The organism is Metasolibacillus meyeri, from assembly GCF_003049505.1.
Lineage (GTDB): Bacteria > Bacillota > Bacilli > Bacillales_A > Planococcaceae > Metasolibacillus > Metasolibacillus meyeri.
This window is the reverse complement of sequence record NZ_PYWN01000172.1, coordinates 1-14,015: the sequence shown is the minus strand read 5'-3', so window position 1 is coordinate 14,015 and position 14,015 is coordinate 1. Positions and strand designations below refer to the sequence as shown.

Below are 14,015 nucleotides of genomic sequence, written 5' to 3'. Positions count from 1 at the left end.
GCAGATAAATTGAGGAATCCGAAGATATCCCAAGGAAAGGCGCAGATAAATTGAAGAATTCGCAGATATCCCAAAGAAAAGCGCAGATAAATTGAGAAATTCGCAGATATCCCGAGGAAAAGCGCAGATAAATTGAGGAATCTGCAGATATCACAAAGAAAAAGTACTCTCTTTTCTTAGCGTCAATCTTTTTTTTACACATTGCTGAAAAATAGATGAACAAAATGTGACAATTGCCTTCATTATGCATAAGGTGGTTGAAAGTGCTCATGAAAAAAAGTACACTTGTATATAAGGCTTGCAGCTAGTGAGCTAGGACACTTTGGTAAATGGTCAAGCTATGAGAGCTATGCGGCATTTGAAACAACCCAAGCCGAATGCCCCATGATTCTCATGCTTTCGTTTACCATAAAAAGAAGGCTCTTTCTTCCCACGGAAACCGTTATTCCGGGGAAGAAAGAGTCTTTTTTAGTTGCGCCAGAAATTGCGGAATACCTCAAAGTCGAGCCAATTTCCCCAAGTTTCAGGTTCGAAAATTTCAAAGGAACGGCACTTTTCAAGCGGTATATCGGATTCCTTCATATAAACAAGTCGTTGCTTTGGACATGCATCCATTGCGAGCTTACCTGTTTCAATATCGACAACAACTCCTTGAATACCGTCTGGTACAGGGAAGGGTTCATTTGCTTTGCCGTTATGAACTGCTTCCATAAAATCAATCCAAACTTGCTTTGTTGCAGCCATGTCTTCTTGAACGGATAACGTTTTACCTTGGTCATAGCCATTCCAAACACCTGTTGTAATACTTGGTGTATAGCCAACTAACCATTGATCGCTAATCGTTGTTCCTGATTTAGCAGCATAGGTATGTGTCATGCGACCGCGAATAGAAACGCCTGTTGCAGGTGAGTAATCGCTATAAATTGGATCGAATATGCCTGTCATCATATCTGTTAACAAGTATGCATCTTGCGCAGATATAACACGCTTTGTCTCTGGCTTTGTTTGCTGATAGACGACATCTCCATTGGCATTGGTAATCGATAAAATCGTTGTTGCATTACGTTTTTCTCCCGCAGCTGCAATTGTATTGTAGGCGTTTGTTAAATCATATAAAGATGTTTCAATCGTCCCCAAAGCAATCGAAGGGTTGTCCTTGTCTGTATAATTTAAATTAAAGCGTTGCAGTATTTCACGAAAAGCTTTATATCCAACTTGTTCCAATGTTTTCACCGCATAAATATTGTCGGAAATAGCCATTGCCTGTGCAAGCGACATTTCTTGTGCAGCAAATTGCCCATTCACATTTTGCGGCTTATACGTAGCACGCCCATTATCGTATGTGAAAATCGTTTCACCTACATTTAAGAAGGTTAGCGGTGTGAAGCCATTTTCTAAGGCGGCTGCATATAAAATTGGTTTAATGGATGAGCCAGGCTGTCTTTCAGCAAGCGTTACTCGGTTAAAGGAGCTTGTACTGTAATTGCGTCCACCTACTAGTGCTGTGACAAAGCCTGTATCGACATCCATACTCACAAGCCCGACTTGCAAATCCGTATCTGGCATATTTTTTTCAACAGCTTGCTCTGCAGCTTTTTGATGGGCTTGGTTTAAGGTCGTCTTAATCGTCCAGCCGCCTTCGCTAATATTCATATTTTTCGACTCTAATATTTCGCTTGCTTCCGTCCATACTACATCTAAAAAGTAAGGAGCAATCGATTTGCCGGCAACCCATTCACTATTTTTATAAACAAGCTCTTCCTTTTCAGCGTGAGCCTTCTCCTCAGCTGTAATTTTTTCTTGCTGTTCCATTAAAGTTAAAATAAGCTTTTGTCGATTTGTTGCTTTTTCCAGATTGGCAATTGGTGAATAATATGTTGGGCCTTTTGGGATGCCTGCGAGCATTGCCGCCTCAGCTAAAGTGAGCTCACTTGCTGACTTACCGAAATAGTAGCGGCTCGCAGCTTCAGCGCCATACATACCATGTCCATAATAAACTGTATTTAAATAGCCTTCTAAAATTTCATCCTTTGAATAGAAAATTTCTAAACGATAAGCATACAGTGCCTCATTTATTTTACGCGTCCATGTTTTTTCATGTGATAAATATAAATTTCGGGCATATTGTTGCGTCAACGTACTAGCCCCCTGTACTTTACGACCTGCTTTAATATCGGCAAGCACAGCGCCGGCAATACGTGAATAATCAAATCCATCATGTTTAAAAAAATCTTTATCCTCAACGGCGATCGTTGCCTCTGCTAAATAGGGTGATATTTTATCTAGTTCTAGCCAATAGCGACGCTCAGATTGAAAGTAATCACCAATTTGATGGTCGTGCTGATCTAAAAAAATGGTCGCTTTTGGCACAGTCAACGTTGGTGCTCCTGCAATTTGTGCATAAATGCGAAGCGATAATAACGCAACAACAACAGCACTGAGCATCGCAACGATTAACAAGGCAAGCCTTTTACCAAAGCGTTTGCGTTTTTGTTGGCGAATATAATGTTTTCTTCTCATTAACAATCACCTCGTTGTTTGAGTGCCAGGCACACACACAATTTTCACACAATTAGTGTTACGCATAGTATGTGTCTAGGCACTTATTTTTCATACAGGTGTCGAAAAATTCTTTGCTCTACGTATATGTATACGAAAAATGTCGAATAAAGGTTTCGTATTATTCTATTGCGTGTAATAGTCACAATAAAATACAATAAACATGGGAAATTTAATGAGGTAATATCGTTAATGACCGAATAATCATAAGCAGGTGAACGATTCATGAGATTCGATGAAACATATTCAGGCAATGTATTTATTAAAAGTCATCCAAATTACGAGGAGTCGAAAGCAGTTTTATATGGTATGCCAATGGATTGGACAGTTAGCTACCGTCCAGGCTCACGCTTCGGCCCAACGCGCATTCGCGAAGTATCAATTGGCTTAGAGGAATACAGCCCATATTTAGACCGAGAGCTAGAAGAAGTGAAATTTTTTGATGCAGGCGATATTCCGCTACCATTCGGTAATCCGAAAAAGTCATTAGAAGAAATTAAAAGCTTTGTTCGTCAATTATTAGCGGATGACAAAGTACCAATCGGGATGGGCGGTGAGCATTTAGTATCGCTCCCTGTCATGGAAGCTGTATACGAAAAACATGATGATTTAGCTATTATCCATTTTGATGCACATACAGATTTGCGCACAGACTACGAAGGTGAGCCGTATTCACATGCAACACCAATTCGTAAAATTGCAGAGCATATCGGACCACATAATGTGTATTCATTTGGCATCCGCTCGGGCCTAAAGGAAGAATTTATTTGGGCAAAAGAAAATGGCATGCATATTTCAAAATTTGAAGTGTTAGAGCCATTAAAAAAAGTTTTACCGACACTTGCTGGTCGTAATGTTTACGTGACAATAGACATCGATGTTCTTGATCCAGGACATGCACCAGGCACAGGCACAGTAGACTGTGGCGGCATCACACCTAAAGAATTACTAGCTTCTATCCATGCCATTGCAGGTAGCGGTGTGAACGTTGTTGGCTTTGATTTAGTAGAAGTGGCACCGATTTATGACGTATCTGAAATGACAGCGAACACAGCCGCGAAGCTGATTCGTGAAATGATTCTTGGCTGGGTGAAGTAATGAGGGCTTTGTAAATGTTGATATGAAGCAGTTTGAGTGGGGTTTAGCTATGTGCTAGCCCCATTTTCTTTTAAAACTTTACTAAATACGGCTACAGTTTGTGCCTCCATCTCTTGTAACACATGTCCATAAACCGTATGAATCATTTCAAGCGTATTTGAAAAGCACCTGTTCACAATGGAATAGGTGCTTTTAGTGTGTTTTAGTAGCATAAATTTGAAATGTTAATAAATTACCATATTTTTGAATATATCTTTGATATCGATAATGAAATCATCATAAAGTGATACTTTAAATGTAAGTACAGCTTCTTTTTTTTCTTCTTCTGTCATCTGCTCCCAATCCCAGTCAGGAATAACTGTATAGACGTTATCTAATTCATATCTATCATCTTTTAATAAATAGACCTCAATCGATTTAGCGACAGGGTCGATAATCCAATATTCTTTCACTCCATGTTTCTCATAGAGTGTTTTTTTATCACCTTTATCCTTGCGTGCTGTGGACGGTGAGAGCACTTCGACTATTAAGTCAGGTGTACCATATATGCCATTTGGCTTTAGAATGTCCGTGTTACATACAATCATGCTATCGGGGATTACTCTATTTTTTTCGTCAAAGTGAACATCCACACCGTCCGTAAAATATTCGCATTTTTTGCCGTCTAAATATTTATCGAATACTACAGCTAAGTTTGTAATCACTCGGTTATGATTAAGTGTTGGGCGTGGTGACATCATAATCGTTTCACCGTCAATTATTTCATAACGAGGTTCTATAAACTGTTCGTTTATCGCCATGTGTTTCATCTCCTTATTTTTATTGGTGCTTACAGTATAGCGGATATACGATAGCTATTCTATTGATGAACCCGATCAAAGCAACCTATTGTAAGCACAAGACTTCGCACTTTACGAATGATGGCTGACACATCATTTATAATACAGGCGATAGCAAAGGCTAGTGAAAGGAGTAATTGATTTGGAGGTAATTTCTATAAAAATACGAAGGAAGCAAACAACATATTGCCTTCCGCGCATTTTTTAACTTAAATTTAACCTTCGCATTTTATAATGAGCCGAAATGATATTTTAGGAGAGTGGGAAAATGCTAGCAGCAACAGTACAGCACAAATATACGGGTGAGCAAATTACTTTTATCAAAACAGCTAAGGACACAGATGGGAAGCATTTATTAATTGAAGTGACATTGCCGTCAAATGGAGAAGGGCCACCATTACATTGCCACGATGAATTTGTCGAAGAGTTTACGATATTAGAAGGGGCATTAACAGTTACAGTTGGAGATAAGGATCACATTTTATCTAGGGGGCAATCAATTATTGCCGAAAAGGGGATACCCCACACATTTAATAATCGTCATGCAGAAGATGTGCGCTTTCAAGTGAAATTAACACCGCCATCCCAGTTTGAAGAATCGGTTCGCATTCATTACGGTTTAATGGGTGATGGGCTAACGAACGAGCAAGGCGTACCGAAAAATATTTTCTACCTTGCTTTAATTTTAAAACTCCAAAATACATTGATAGCAGGGAAGTCATTGACTGTGCAACGAGCTTTATTTAGCGCATTCGTAAGTGTTGGCACGTGGTTGAATATGTATCAAGCTTTAGAAAAATACACAGGTCAAAAAATACGGATTTAGTATTGTAAGGGTATTGGAAAAGTAAAATCTTTCTCAATACCCTTTTCGTTATTTCCTTGCGTAAACACTGAAAATCATCCTATAATAGTAGGGTTATAGTCATTTCAGAAAAAGGGAGTGTACCGCGTATGCAGGATGTAGGAACAAAGGTGAAAATTAAGCTTGTGTCATCCATTATCCCAACGGACGGTGAGCTCGAAACGTATGAAATGTGGCTGCAAGGTTCCTATGTGGAAAAAGCGGGCAGCTGCTATTTGCGTTATGAGGAAGTGCAGGAAGAGGCACACATTCGCACAACGGTAAAGCTGGCGAATGGACAAGCCTTTATTTTGCGTGGAGGCGATGTCAATATGCGCTTACCGCTAAACATGGAACAAAAGGAAAATGGGCATTATGAAAGCGTCTATGGTACATTGCCGCTTGTCACAAAAACATATGCTTTAGCATTTGAACCAAATGAAGGTAATATTCAAGGTCAGTTTATTGCACACTATGATTTAATCGTCAGCGGTGCAGTGGCAGGCAATTATAAATTAGAAATTCAATACATGGAGGTACAACAATGAACGCTGTTGAGCAATTACAACAAACGATTAAAGAAGCATTAGCAAACGCAGTTGCCAAAGCTGAACTAGTAGAAGAAGGTACGGAATTTAAAATTCATTTAGAAACACCAAAAGATAAGGCCAATGGAGATTTTGCAACGAATATTGCGATGCAGTTGACGAAGCTTGCGAAAAAGCCACCGCGCGCGATTGCAGAGGCAATCATTGAAAATATTGATTTAGCTGCGGCAAATATCGAAAAAATTGATATTGCAGGACCAGGGTTTATTAATATTACAGTGCGTAAAGACCTTTTAACAGGTGTTGTAACAGCGGTACTTGAGCAAGGTGAAGCATATGGTCGCTCAACGGCTGGTGCAGGTGAAAAGGTACAAGTGGAGTTTGTATCAGCCAATCCAACTGGTGACTTACACCTAGGACATGCGCGTGGTGCGTCTGTTGGGGATTCCTTATGTAATGTATTAGATTTCGCGGGCTATGCTGTATCACGTGAATATTATATTAATGATGCTGGAAATCAAATTAATAATTTAGCCTATTCGCTAGAAGCTCGTTATAAGCAAGCATTAGGTATGGATGCGGAAATGCCAGAGGATGGCTACCACGGTCCAGATATTATTGCAATTGCAGGTAAACTGGCAGAAGAACACGGTACAAGCATTTTGGAAAAATCGGATGAAGAGCGCTTCAAGTTTTTCCGTCAGCATGGCTTAAAGCTAGAGCTTGAAAAACTGCAAAATGATTTGAAAAACTTCCGTGTTGAGTTTGATGTATGGTACTCAGAAACGTCATTATATGAAAACGGCAAAATTGAAGTAGCATTAGATAAATTGCGCGCAAATGGGCATGTGTTTGAAGAAGAAGGGGCAACTTGGTTCCGCTCAACGACATTTGGCGATGATAAAGATCGCGTATTAATCAAAAATGATGGCTCATTCACATATCTAACACCAGATATCGCGTACCATGAAGATAAAATCGTGCGTGGCTTTGATAAGCTAATCAATATTTGGGGTGCTGACCATCATGGCTATATCCCACGTATGAAGGCAGCAATTGAGGCACTTGGCTACGAGCGTGATACGTTAGAAGTTGAAGTGATTCAAATGGTACAGCTTTATAAAAATGGTGAGAAATTCAAAATGTCCAAGCGTACTGGTAACGCGGTAACAATGCGTGAGCTTGTGGAAGAAGTAGGCTTAGATGCAGTGCGTTACTTCTTCGTGAAAACAGCTGGAGATTCACATATGGACTTTGACCTTGATTTAGCTGTGTCACAATCAAATGAAAATCCTGTATACTACGCACAATATGCACATGCACGTATTTGCTCAATCGTGCGTCAGGCAGAAGAGCAAGGCTTCCATGCAAGCTTAGACAATTTACAGCAATTAACGGCTGAAAAAGAAGTAGATGTATTGAAAAAAATCGGTGCATTCCCACAAATTGTAGCAGATGCAGCACAACATCGTACACCGCACCGCATTGCGAACTATATTCAGGAGCTAGCAGCAGCATTCCACAGCTTCTACAATGCGGAGAAAGTAATCAATGTAGAGGATAAGCAATTAACAGAGGCGCGTTTAGCATTAATTACAGCTGTGCGTACAACATTAGCAAATGCTTTAAAATTAATCGGTGTAAGTGCACCAGAGAGAATGTAATCGAAATAGAAGCTGAGGATGTCAAATGTCGACATCTTCAGTTTTTTATTTAATATGGAAAATAAATTAATCATGAAAATCTTTAAGCAAATAGAAGCATCTTCGGTAGAGAAGGTGCTTATTTTTTATTTGATGCTTGGCGAGCTTTTTCTAGCTCTGCGAATACCTTTCATTGTTTGTACATCGATAATAGTGGAGTCTTCAAATAAGCTTTGATAAAAATTTGTAGCTTCTTTTGCCTGCTTACCAAACCATAAAAATGGAATATTTTTTGCATATGCAATGCCTCCTTTTATTTAGAATTTTACTAAAAAAAGTGTAACTAACATATCATATCTTTTACGTATTTTATAAAGCCTATAAAAAAACTAGGGATGAATCGTTGACTTCCATTTTTAAGCAACGTACAATCAATTTCAATATCATACGAAATGAATAGGAGGCCATTCATTGTGAGTAAACAGCTTTTTATTAAAACAGAAGCACAGCGCCAATGGCTAGAAAAAATTGCTACGCTTGAAGAGGTATTTAAAAGTCGGTCACAGCAAATTGATGAGCTTGCGAGCTTCCCACATGACAATATTCGGGCATTAAGAGAGATAGGTTATACGAAAATCACATTGCCACAGCAGCTTGGTGGCGAAGGCTTCAGTATTTATGATGCAATTTTAGTGCATGAAACATTAGCAAGCTATGATGCGAGTACAGCATTAACAATTGGCTGGACACTTTCAACAGTAGGCGATTTATTTGAGCATGGCGAATGGGAGTCGGTGAAGCTAAAAAGTTTTGCACAAGAAGTGGCAAATGGTGCAATTATTAATCGGGCGGTTAGCGAATTTGCAATGGGCAGCCCTACACGCGGTGGCAGACCACTTACAACTGCTAAAAAAACAGTCGCTGGTTGGTTAATTAATGGTCGCAAAAATTATACAACAGGCGCACCAGAGCTAGATTATTTTTTAACATCTGCATGGCTAGAGGAGGAAGAAAAAATTGGATTTTTCCTAATTCCGCGTAATGCTACAGGTGTTTTAATCGATGAGACATGGGATGTTATTGCAATGCGTGGCACAGGCAGTCATGATTTAGTTTTGCAAGATGTAGAGTTAAAGTTGTCTGATTTGGTTGAAATACCTAATTATTCTACAGGTTTTAAGGTAAATGGGTGGGCATTACTCATTTCTGCTACATATCTAGGTATAGCACAAGCCGCGCGAGATTATGCGGTACATTTCTCAACAACACATAAACCAAATAGCTTAAAAGGTCCGATCAGCGATTTGCCAAATGTGCAGGCACTCATTGGAGAAATGGATTTAGCGCTTGCGACCGCACGTTTCACACTTTATGGAGCAGCGGAAGCCTATACAGACACTATGCGTAAACAATTCTTACAGCACGAACTAAATATCGCGAAGCATGTTGTAACGAACAATGCATTACAAATTGTTGATAAGGCAATGCGCTTAGTTGGGGCAAAAAGCTTACAGCGCAATAATCCACTACAACGCTATTATCGCGATGTAAGGGCTGGATTACATAATCCACCAATGGACGATATGACAATCAAAAAATTAGCAGAAGCAGCGATTCAACAAGCAAATGAAGAGGCTTCACATGCAAAATAACAAATAGTTCGTAGTAGAGGTGGAGGAAAGCTAAGGTTTTAATTGTTGAGGAGAAGGCATATAGATTCTACAAAAGAGTACATTGCTTGAGAAACATAACTACCATATTTAATCTATACACAATCTCAATTTTTCCGCTATAATTAAAGTGGAGACATTGGGATTTTTTCATTGTCGATAAAAGTTCATAGTGTAGCACGAAAGGTTCCTTGCAGCATGCAAGGAGTAAAAGGGAAGTCAGTGAGAGTCTGACGCGGTCCCGCCACTGTAAATGCTAGTTTCTAGTAATATGCCACTAAGCTTTTGGGAAGGTACTAGAAATGCTTGATGCATAAGTCAGGAGACCTGCCTTGCGTGTAACGTCAATAACAACCTACGAGGATAGGATCGGCGCGCTTTTTGAGCGTCCATTTATAATCTCTCGTATTATGTCGAGGGATTTTTTATTTTGGTTCTTGCAAATTGTGATGAATCGTAAGTTAGCGTTAATAGCTGAATCAAAATAAGCCTTTGACGGCTGACGCATATTTTGAGCTTAATTAGTTTATTTAATTTAGGAGGAAGTAAAAGTGAAGAAATTTTGGTCAATTTTCATGGCAATGTTGTTAGCAACAGGCTTGCTTGCAGCATGTGGACAAGATGACAAAGAGCCACAAATACAAGGTGAACCAGAAACACAAGAGGAAGTAGTAGCTGCGTTTCCTGTCACGATAGCAGATGCTTTAGGGAAAGAGATTACACTTGAGAAAGCACCTGAAAAAATTGTGTCTTTAACACCATCTAATACAGAAATTCTATTCGGTTTGAATTTAGAAAATGAAGTTGTTGGAGTAAGTGACAATGACGATTATCCATCAGAGGTAGCTGAAAAAGAAAGAATTGGCGGGATGGAATTTAATGTTGAAAAAATTATCTCATTACAGCCTGATATCGTTTTTGCACATGAATCAAGCATGTACACATTGGGGCCTGCATTAGAGCAATTCGAATCAGCTGGTGTCACAGTATTCGTTGTCAAAAATGCAGCAACATTTGAAGAAACATATACGTCGATGGAGCAAATTGGCAAGCTGACAGGTAAAGTAGAGGAAGCTGAAAAAATGGTGGAATCAATTAAAGGGAAGCTAGCTGAACTTCAAGCGAAAGTAGAAGGACAAGAAGAAAAGTCAGCCTTTGTTGTTGTTGGTATGACACCTGATATTTATGCGGTAGGCCAAAACACATTTATGAACGCAATGCTAAAAACAATCAATGTGCAAAATGTCGTTGAAGCAGATGAATGGCCAATGTACAGCGCAGAGGATTTTGTAGCAAGCAATCCAAGCACAATCATCGTCACATATGAGGACGATGTAGCGGCAATTTTAAATAATCCAGCATTTGCTGAAATGGATGCTGTAAAAAATGGAGCAGTTTACACTGTGGATGGTAGCATGACAAGCCGTCAAGGTCCACGTATTGCAGATGGTGTAGAATCAATTGCTAAAGCGATTTACCCAGAATTATTTAATTAAGTTTGGGGATATAATCAATCCATGAGTTTTTAACTGTAAATATGAATATTCCCCACTTCAAGCTTTGAAGTGGGGTCGCTCATACGGAATAAAAATTTGTAGCGCTCGTTAGTAGCTCTATTGATAGAGGGGGCGTTTCTGCTGAATCAAAATAAAAAAAGCATAGTAGCATATATTATATCGATTGCATTATTGCTTGTTAGTATATGGTTAGGGATAGCGGTAGGTTCAGTGAACATACCGCTATCTACTTTATGGAATAAAGAAGCCGATCCTACGGCGTACAGCATCTTATGGAATATCCGGATGCCACGTGTCATGCTTGCAGCGCTTGTTGGTGCATCATTAGCCATTGCGGGAGCAGCGTTTCAAGGCTTATTAAAAAATCCGCTAGCAGATCCATATACGCTTGGTATTTCATCTGGCGCATCTGTTGGAGCGGTTGCCACAATTTATTTTTCGTTTTCGCTACCAATGCTGGGTGTTTTTACATTGCCAATTTTCAGTATGCTTGGTGCAGCGGTGACAATGATCATTGTGATGACGTTTGCGCGGCTCGTTGATAAAACGATGAAAATGGAGACGCTAATTTTAACGGGGGTTATTTTTAGCTCCTTTTTGGGCTCTTGTATTTCTTTAATGATTGCGTTAACGGGGGAGCAGCTTCGCATGATTATGGGCTGGTTGCTTGGCAGCGTATCCATGCGAGGCTGGCCGTATGTGCAAATGATGCTACCATTCGTCATTGTTGGAGCGCTTTTAATTTGGTTGAACCGTCGGGAGCTAAATGCGATGATTTACGGGGAAGAGCGAGCTAAACATCTAGGGGTTGATGTGAAGCGCAGTAAGTACGTTATTTTAGCAGGTGGTTCAATACTAACAGGCGCAGCTGTTGCTGTTTCAGGTACAATCGGCTTCGTTGGGCTAGTTGTGCCACATATGGTACGCATGATTGTTGGTGCAGACCATCGTTTGCTGTTAATTTTATCGTTCATTAATGGTGCCAGCCTTTTAATTATTTGTGATTTAGTAGCACGCACCATCATTGCACCTACAGAGCTACCAATTGGAGTCATTACAGCATTTATTGGCGCACCCATTTTTGCTTATATTTTTTACAAGCAGCGTAGAAAAGGGGGAGCATAATGCTAAAAGTAGAGCATATTTCTGGTGGCTATGGCAGTACACCTATTATTCAAGATGTGTCATTTACAGTGCCGAAAGGAAAAATTGTAGGTATTCTTGGACCGAATGGTAGTGGAAAGTCCACATTACTAAAAGTCATTAGCGGTGTACTTCCAGCAATGGGGGGGCGTGTGCTAATCGACGATAAGGCAATCGGTACATATTCAACAAAGGAGCTCGCAAAAAAAATGGCTGTGCTTCCACAGCTACATGCCAATGCTTTTTCGAATTCTGTGCGCGATGCTGTCTCGCTGGGGCGCTACCCACATCAATCCAGCTTTTTTTCAAGCTGGTCAAAGCAGGATGAACAGGCAGTACAAATAGCGATGCAACAAACGGGTGTGCAGCATTATGAGCACGATTATTTAGAATACTTATCGGGCGGTGAGCAACAGCGTACATTTATCGCACAAGCGCTTGCACAATCCGCTAGTTTACTGTTATTAGATGAACCGACGAACCATTTAGATATTGCGCACCAGCAACAAATACTAGATATGATTCGCAAGGAAGCATTAGAATGTGAATTAACAGTCGTATCTGTTTTTCATGATATGAACTTAGCTGCCCTGTATTGTGATGAGCTTTTGTTGATGGAGAAGGGGAAAGTAAAGGCCTTTGGAAAACCGCATGAAGTGTTATTAGAAACACAAATTGCGGACGTCTACGGAGCGAGGGTAGCCACGTATGCACATCCAGAGTTACCGAAGCCGCAAGTCACACAGTTGCCAAAGTTGACGCAACAAAATTTATTTGCAACAGTTACATTAGACCATTTTAAAATTACTGATGAGTATGTACAATTTCAGGCTGATGCGCCATTAAAGGTTGTGTCATCCGCTGTTTACAATGCAGGAATGGGCTGGTATACGACATTTATTAACCGTACGGTAGAGCCTACTTATCCGATTGAAAATGTGAAAGAAGAAACGCGAGCATTTTTAGCATCAAGTGAATTTGTACCAACGAATACCGTTATGATGCTGACAGCGATTGCAGCACAAAACGTGATTATTGAATCGTACGCGGATGGACTTGTAATTGTGGCAGTCACTGCAGGTATTCGAAATGCGGTAGATGCGACACGCACATACGAAGAGGAGCAGTTGCCACGTATCGGTACAATTAATACATGGGTCATTATTAATGGTAAGCTGTCAGATGAAGCATTTTATCAAGCGATGATTACGGCAACAGAGGCAAAGACGAAAGCACTTGCAGAGGAAAATATACGTGATGCTAGAACGGGCACAATCGCAACAGGTACAAGTACAGATAGTCTATTAATCGCAGCGACACAAATGGGGGAAGAAATGCCTTATGCCGGTCCTATTACAACAGTAGGAAAGTGGATTGGTCGAGGTGTTTTTGAATCAACAACAAAGGCAATTGTTGAATATAAAAAGAGAGGATGAGAGAAATGAAGCTTTACACAAAAAAAGGGGATACGGGAAAAACGAGCATTATTGGACGTCGTGTAGATAAGGATGATTTACGAGTAGAAGCGTACGGCACAATGGATGAGCTAAATTCAGTGATTGGCAAAGCGATGACAGAGCTGGATAAAGAAATCTTCAAAGATATTTTAGCGGATTTAGAAAATATTCAGCATGAGCTATTTGATGGCGGCGGCGATTTAGCCAATGTTATGAAGGAGCGTGTTTACAAGCTAACAGAAGCACCAATCGAAACAATGGAAGCTCGCATCGATGCTTTGGCAGATGAAGCACCACCGTTGAAACGCTTTATTTTACCAGGCGGTTCACCAGCGGCAGCAACACTTCATATTGCACGCACAGTAGCACGCCGAGCAGAGCGCCAAACGGTTACATTAATGAAAGCCGATGATGATGTATCACCAGTCGTACAAAAATATTTAAATCGTCTGTCAGACTATTTATTTGCCGCTGCACGTGTAGCAAACTCAAGAATAAATGTTGCAGATATCGAATATATTCGCAGCGCAGATGTATTTAAATAGAGAGTTGGAGGGAGCAAATTTATTTGCTTCCTCTTTTTTATGAAATATATCGAGGGAATAGTGTAAATAAACCTGGGAAGCCACAAATAAATTGGGAGAGTCGCAAATAAACCTGAGAAAGTCGCAAATAAACCTGAGAAAGTCGCAAATAA

Annotated in this window: 12 protein-coding genes and 1 riboswitch; of the genes, 9 read left to right on the top strand and 3 right to left on the bottom strand. The window is 40.0% G+C overall.

The window, feature by feature from the left end; all coding sequences use genetic code 11:
* Positions 1–468 precede the first annotated feature (468 nt).
* On the bottom strand, positions 469–2,520 hold the full coding sequence (locus tag C9J34_RS19635; protein ID WP_107841868.1) for a transglycosylase domain-containing protein: 2,052 nt from the start codon (positions 2,518–2,520) through the stop codon (positions 469–471).
* Between the two features lie 264 nt (positions 2,521–2,784).
* Here C9J34_RS19635 and speB point away from each other — a divergent pair, with 264 nt between their 5' ends.
* Complete coding sequence (gene speB, locus C9J34_RS19630) at positions 2,785–3,657, top strand: agmatinase (protein ID WP_107841867.1); 873 nt, start codon at positions 2,785–2,787, stop codon at positions 3,655–3,657.
* 224 nt (positions 3,658–3,881) lie between these two features.
* Here speB and C9J34_RS19620 read toward each other — a convergent pair whose 3' ends face one another.
* The gene (locus tag C9J34_RS19620) at positions 3,882–4,457 is read right to left on the bottom strand and encodes a Uma2 family endonuclease (RefSeq protein ID WP_193769094.1); all 576 of its coding nucleotides are present in this window, start codon (positions 4,455–4,457) and stop codon (positions 3,882–3,884) included.
* Between the two features lie 307 nt (positions 4,458–4,764).
* Here C9J34_RS19620 and C9J34_RS19615 point away from each other — a divergent pair, with 307 nt between their 5' ends.
* The 3 genes from C9J34_RS19615 to argS all read left to right on the top strand — a co-directional run bounded on the left by C9J34_RS19615 (position 4,765) and on the right by argS (position 7,552).
* The gene (locus C9J34_RS19615; protein WP_107841865.1) at positions 4,765–5,322 is read left to right on the top strand and encodes a cupin domain-containing protein; all 558 of its coding nucleotides are present in this window, start codon (positions 4,765–4,767) and stop codon (positions 5,320–5,322) included.
* Positions 5,323–5,450: 128 nt separating this feature from the next.
* Positions 5,451–5,888, top strand: a complete 438-nt coding sequence (locus C9J34_RS19610; protein WP_107841864.1) for a YwiB family protein — start codon at positions 5,451–5,453, stop codon at positions 5,886–5,888.
* Positions 5,885–7,552 carry an arginine--tRNA ligase gene (gene argS / locus C9J34_RS19605; RefSeq protein ID WP_107841863.1) on the top strand — a complete coding sequence of 556 codons (1,668 nt, stop codon included), beginning with the start codon at positions 5,885–5,887 and terminating at the stop codon, positions 7,550–7,552. Before C9J34_RS19610 ends, argS begins: the two co-directional genes overlap by 4 nt.
* A 125-nt stretch (positions 7,553–7,677) precedes the next feature.
* Here the strand turns inward: argS and C9J34_RS22875 are convergent, their stop codons facing one another.
* Positions 7,678–7,818, bottom strand: coding sequence for a VOC family protein (locus tag C9J34_RS22875; protein WP_420799144.1), 141 nt, complete (start codon positions 7,816–7,818; stop codon positions 7,678–7,680).
* Positions 7,819–8,004: 186 nt separating this feature from the next.
* Between C9J34_RS22875 and C9J34_RS19595 the strand changes: the two genes are divergently transcribed.
* From C9J34_RS19595 to C9J34_RS19575, 5 genes are all read left to right on the top strand, one after another.
* A complete protein-coding gene (locus C9J34_RS19595; protein ID WP_107841862.1) occupies positions 8,005–9,183 on the top strand; it encodes an acyl-CoA dehydrogenase family protein in 1,179 nt (392 codons plus the stop codon).
* Positions 9,184–9,368: 185 nt separating this feature from the next.
* A riboswitch (cobalamin riboswitch) is annotated at positions 9,369–9,550 on the top strand.
* A gap of 202 nt (positions 9,551–9,752) precedes the next feature.
* A complete protein-coding gene (locus C9J34_RS19590) occupies positions 9,753–10,697 on the top strand; it encodes an ABC transporter substrate-binding protein (protein ID WP_238600725.1) in 945 nt (314 codons plus the stop codon).
* A gap of 162 nt (positions 10,698–10,859) precedes the next feature.
* Complete coding sequence (locus C9J34_RS19585; RefSeq protein WP_420799143.1) at positions 10,860–11,843, top strand: FecCD family ABC transporter permease; 984 nt, start codon at positions 10,860–10,862, stop codon at positions 11,841–11,843.
* Positions 11,843–13,297 (top strand): adenosylcobinamide amidohydrolase, encoded by a 1,455-nt coding sequence (locus C9J34_RS19580; protein ID WP_107841861.1) that lies wholly within the window; start codon positions 11,843–11,845, stop codon positions 13,295–13,297. Before C9J34_RS19585 ends, C9J34_RS19580 begins: the two co-directional genes overlap by 1 nt.
* 5 nt (positions 13,298–13,302) lie before the next feature.
* Positions 13,303–13,863 carry a cob(I)yrinic acid a,c-diamide adenosyltransferase gene (locus tag C9J34_RS19575; RefSeq protein ID WP_107841860.1) on the top strand — a complete coding sequence of 187 codons (561 nt, stop codon included), beginning with the start codon at positions 13,303–13,305 and terminating at the stop codon, positions 13,861–13,863.
* The last annotated feature ends 152 nt before the right edge of the window (positions 13,864–14,015 follow it).

Excerpts from the sequence above, each read along its gene's own strand:
- C9J34_RS19635 (WP_107841868.1), bottom strand. The coding sequence starts at position 2,520 with ATGAGAAGAAAACATTATATTCGCCAACAAAAACGCAAACGCTTTGGT.
- speB (WP_107841867.1), top strand. The coding sequence starts at position 2,785 with ATGAGATTCGATGAAACATATTCAGGCAATGTATTTATTAAAAGTCAT.
- C9J34_RS19620 (WP_193769094.1), bottom strand. The coding sequence starts at position 4,457 with ATGGCGATAAACGAACAGTTTATAGAACCTCGTTATGAAATAATTGAC.
- C9J34_RS19615 (WP_107841865.1), top strand. The coding sequence starts at position 4,765 with ATGCTAGCAGCAACAGTACAGCACAAATATACGGGTGAGCAAATTACT.
- C9J34_RS19610 (WP_107841864.1), top strand. The coding sequence starts at position 5,451 with ATGCAGGATGTAGGAACAAAGGTGAAAATTAAGCTTGTGTCATCCATT.
- argS (WP_107841863.1), top strand. The coding sequence starts at position 5,885 with ATGAACGCTGTTGAGCAATTACAACAAACGATTAAAGAAGCATTAGCA.
- C9J34_RS19580 (WP_107841861.1), top strand. The coding sequence starts at position 11,843 with ATGCTAAAAGTAGAGCATATTTCTGGTGGCTATGGCAGTACACCTATT.
- C9J34_RS19575 (WP_107841860.1), top strand. The coding sequence starts at position 13,303 with ATGAAGCTTTACACAAAAAAAGGGGATACGGGAAAAACGAGCATTATT.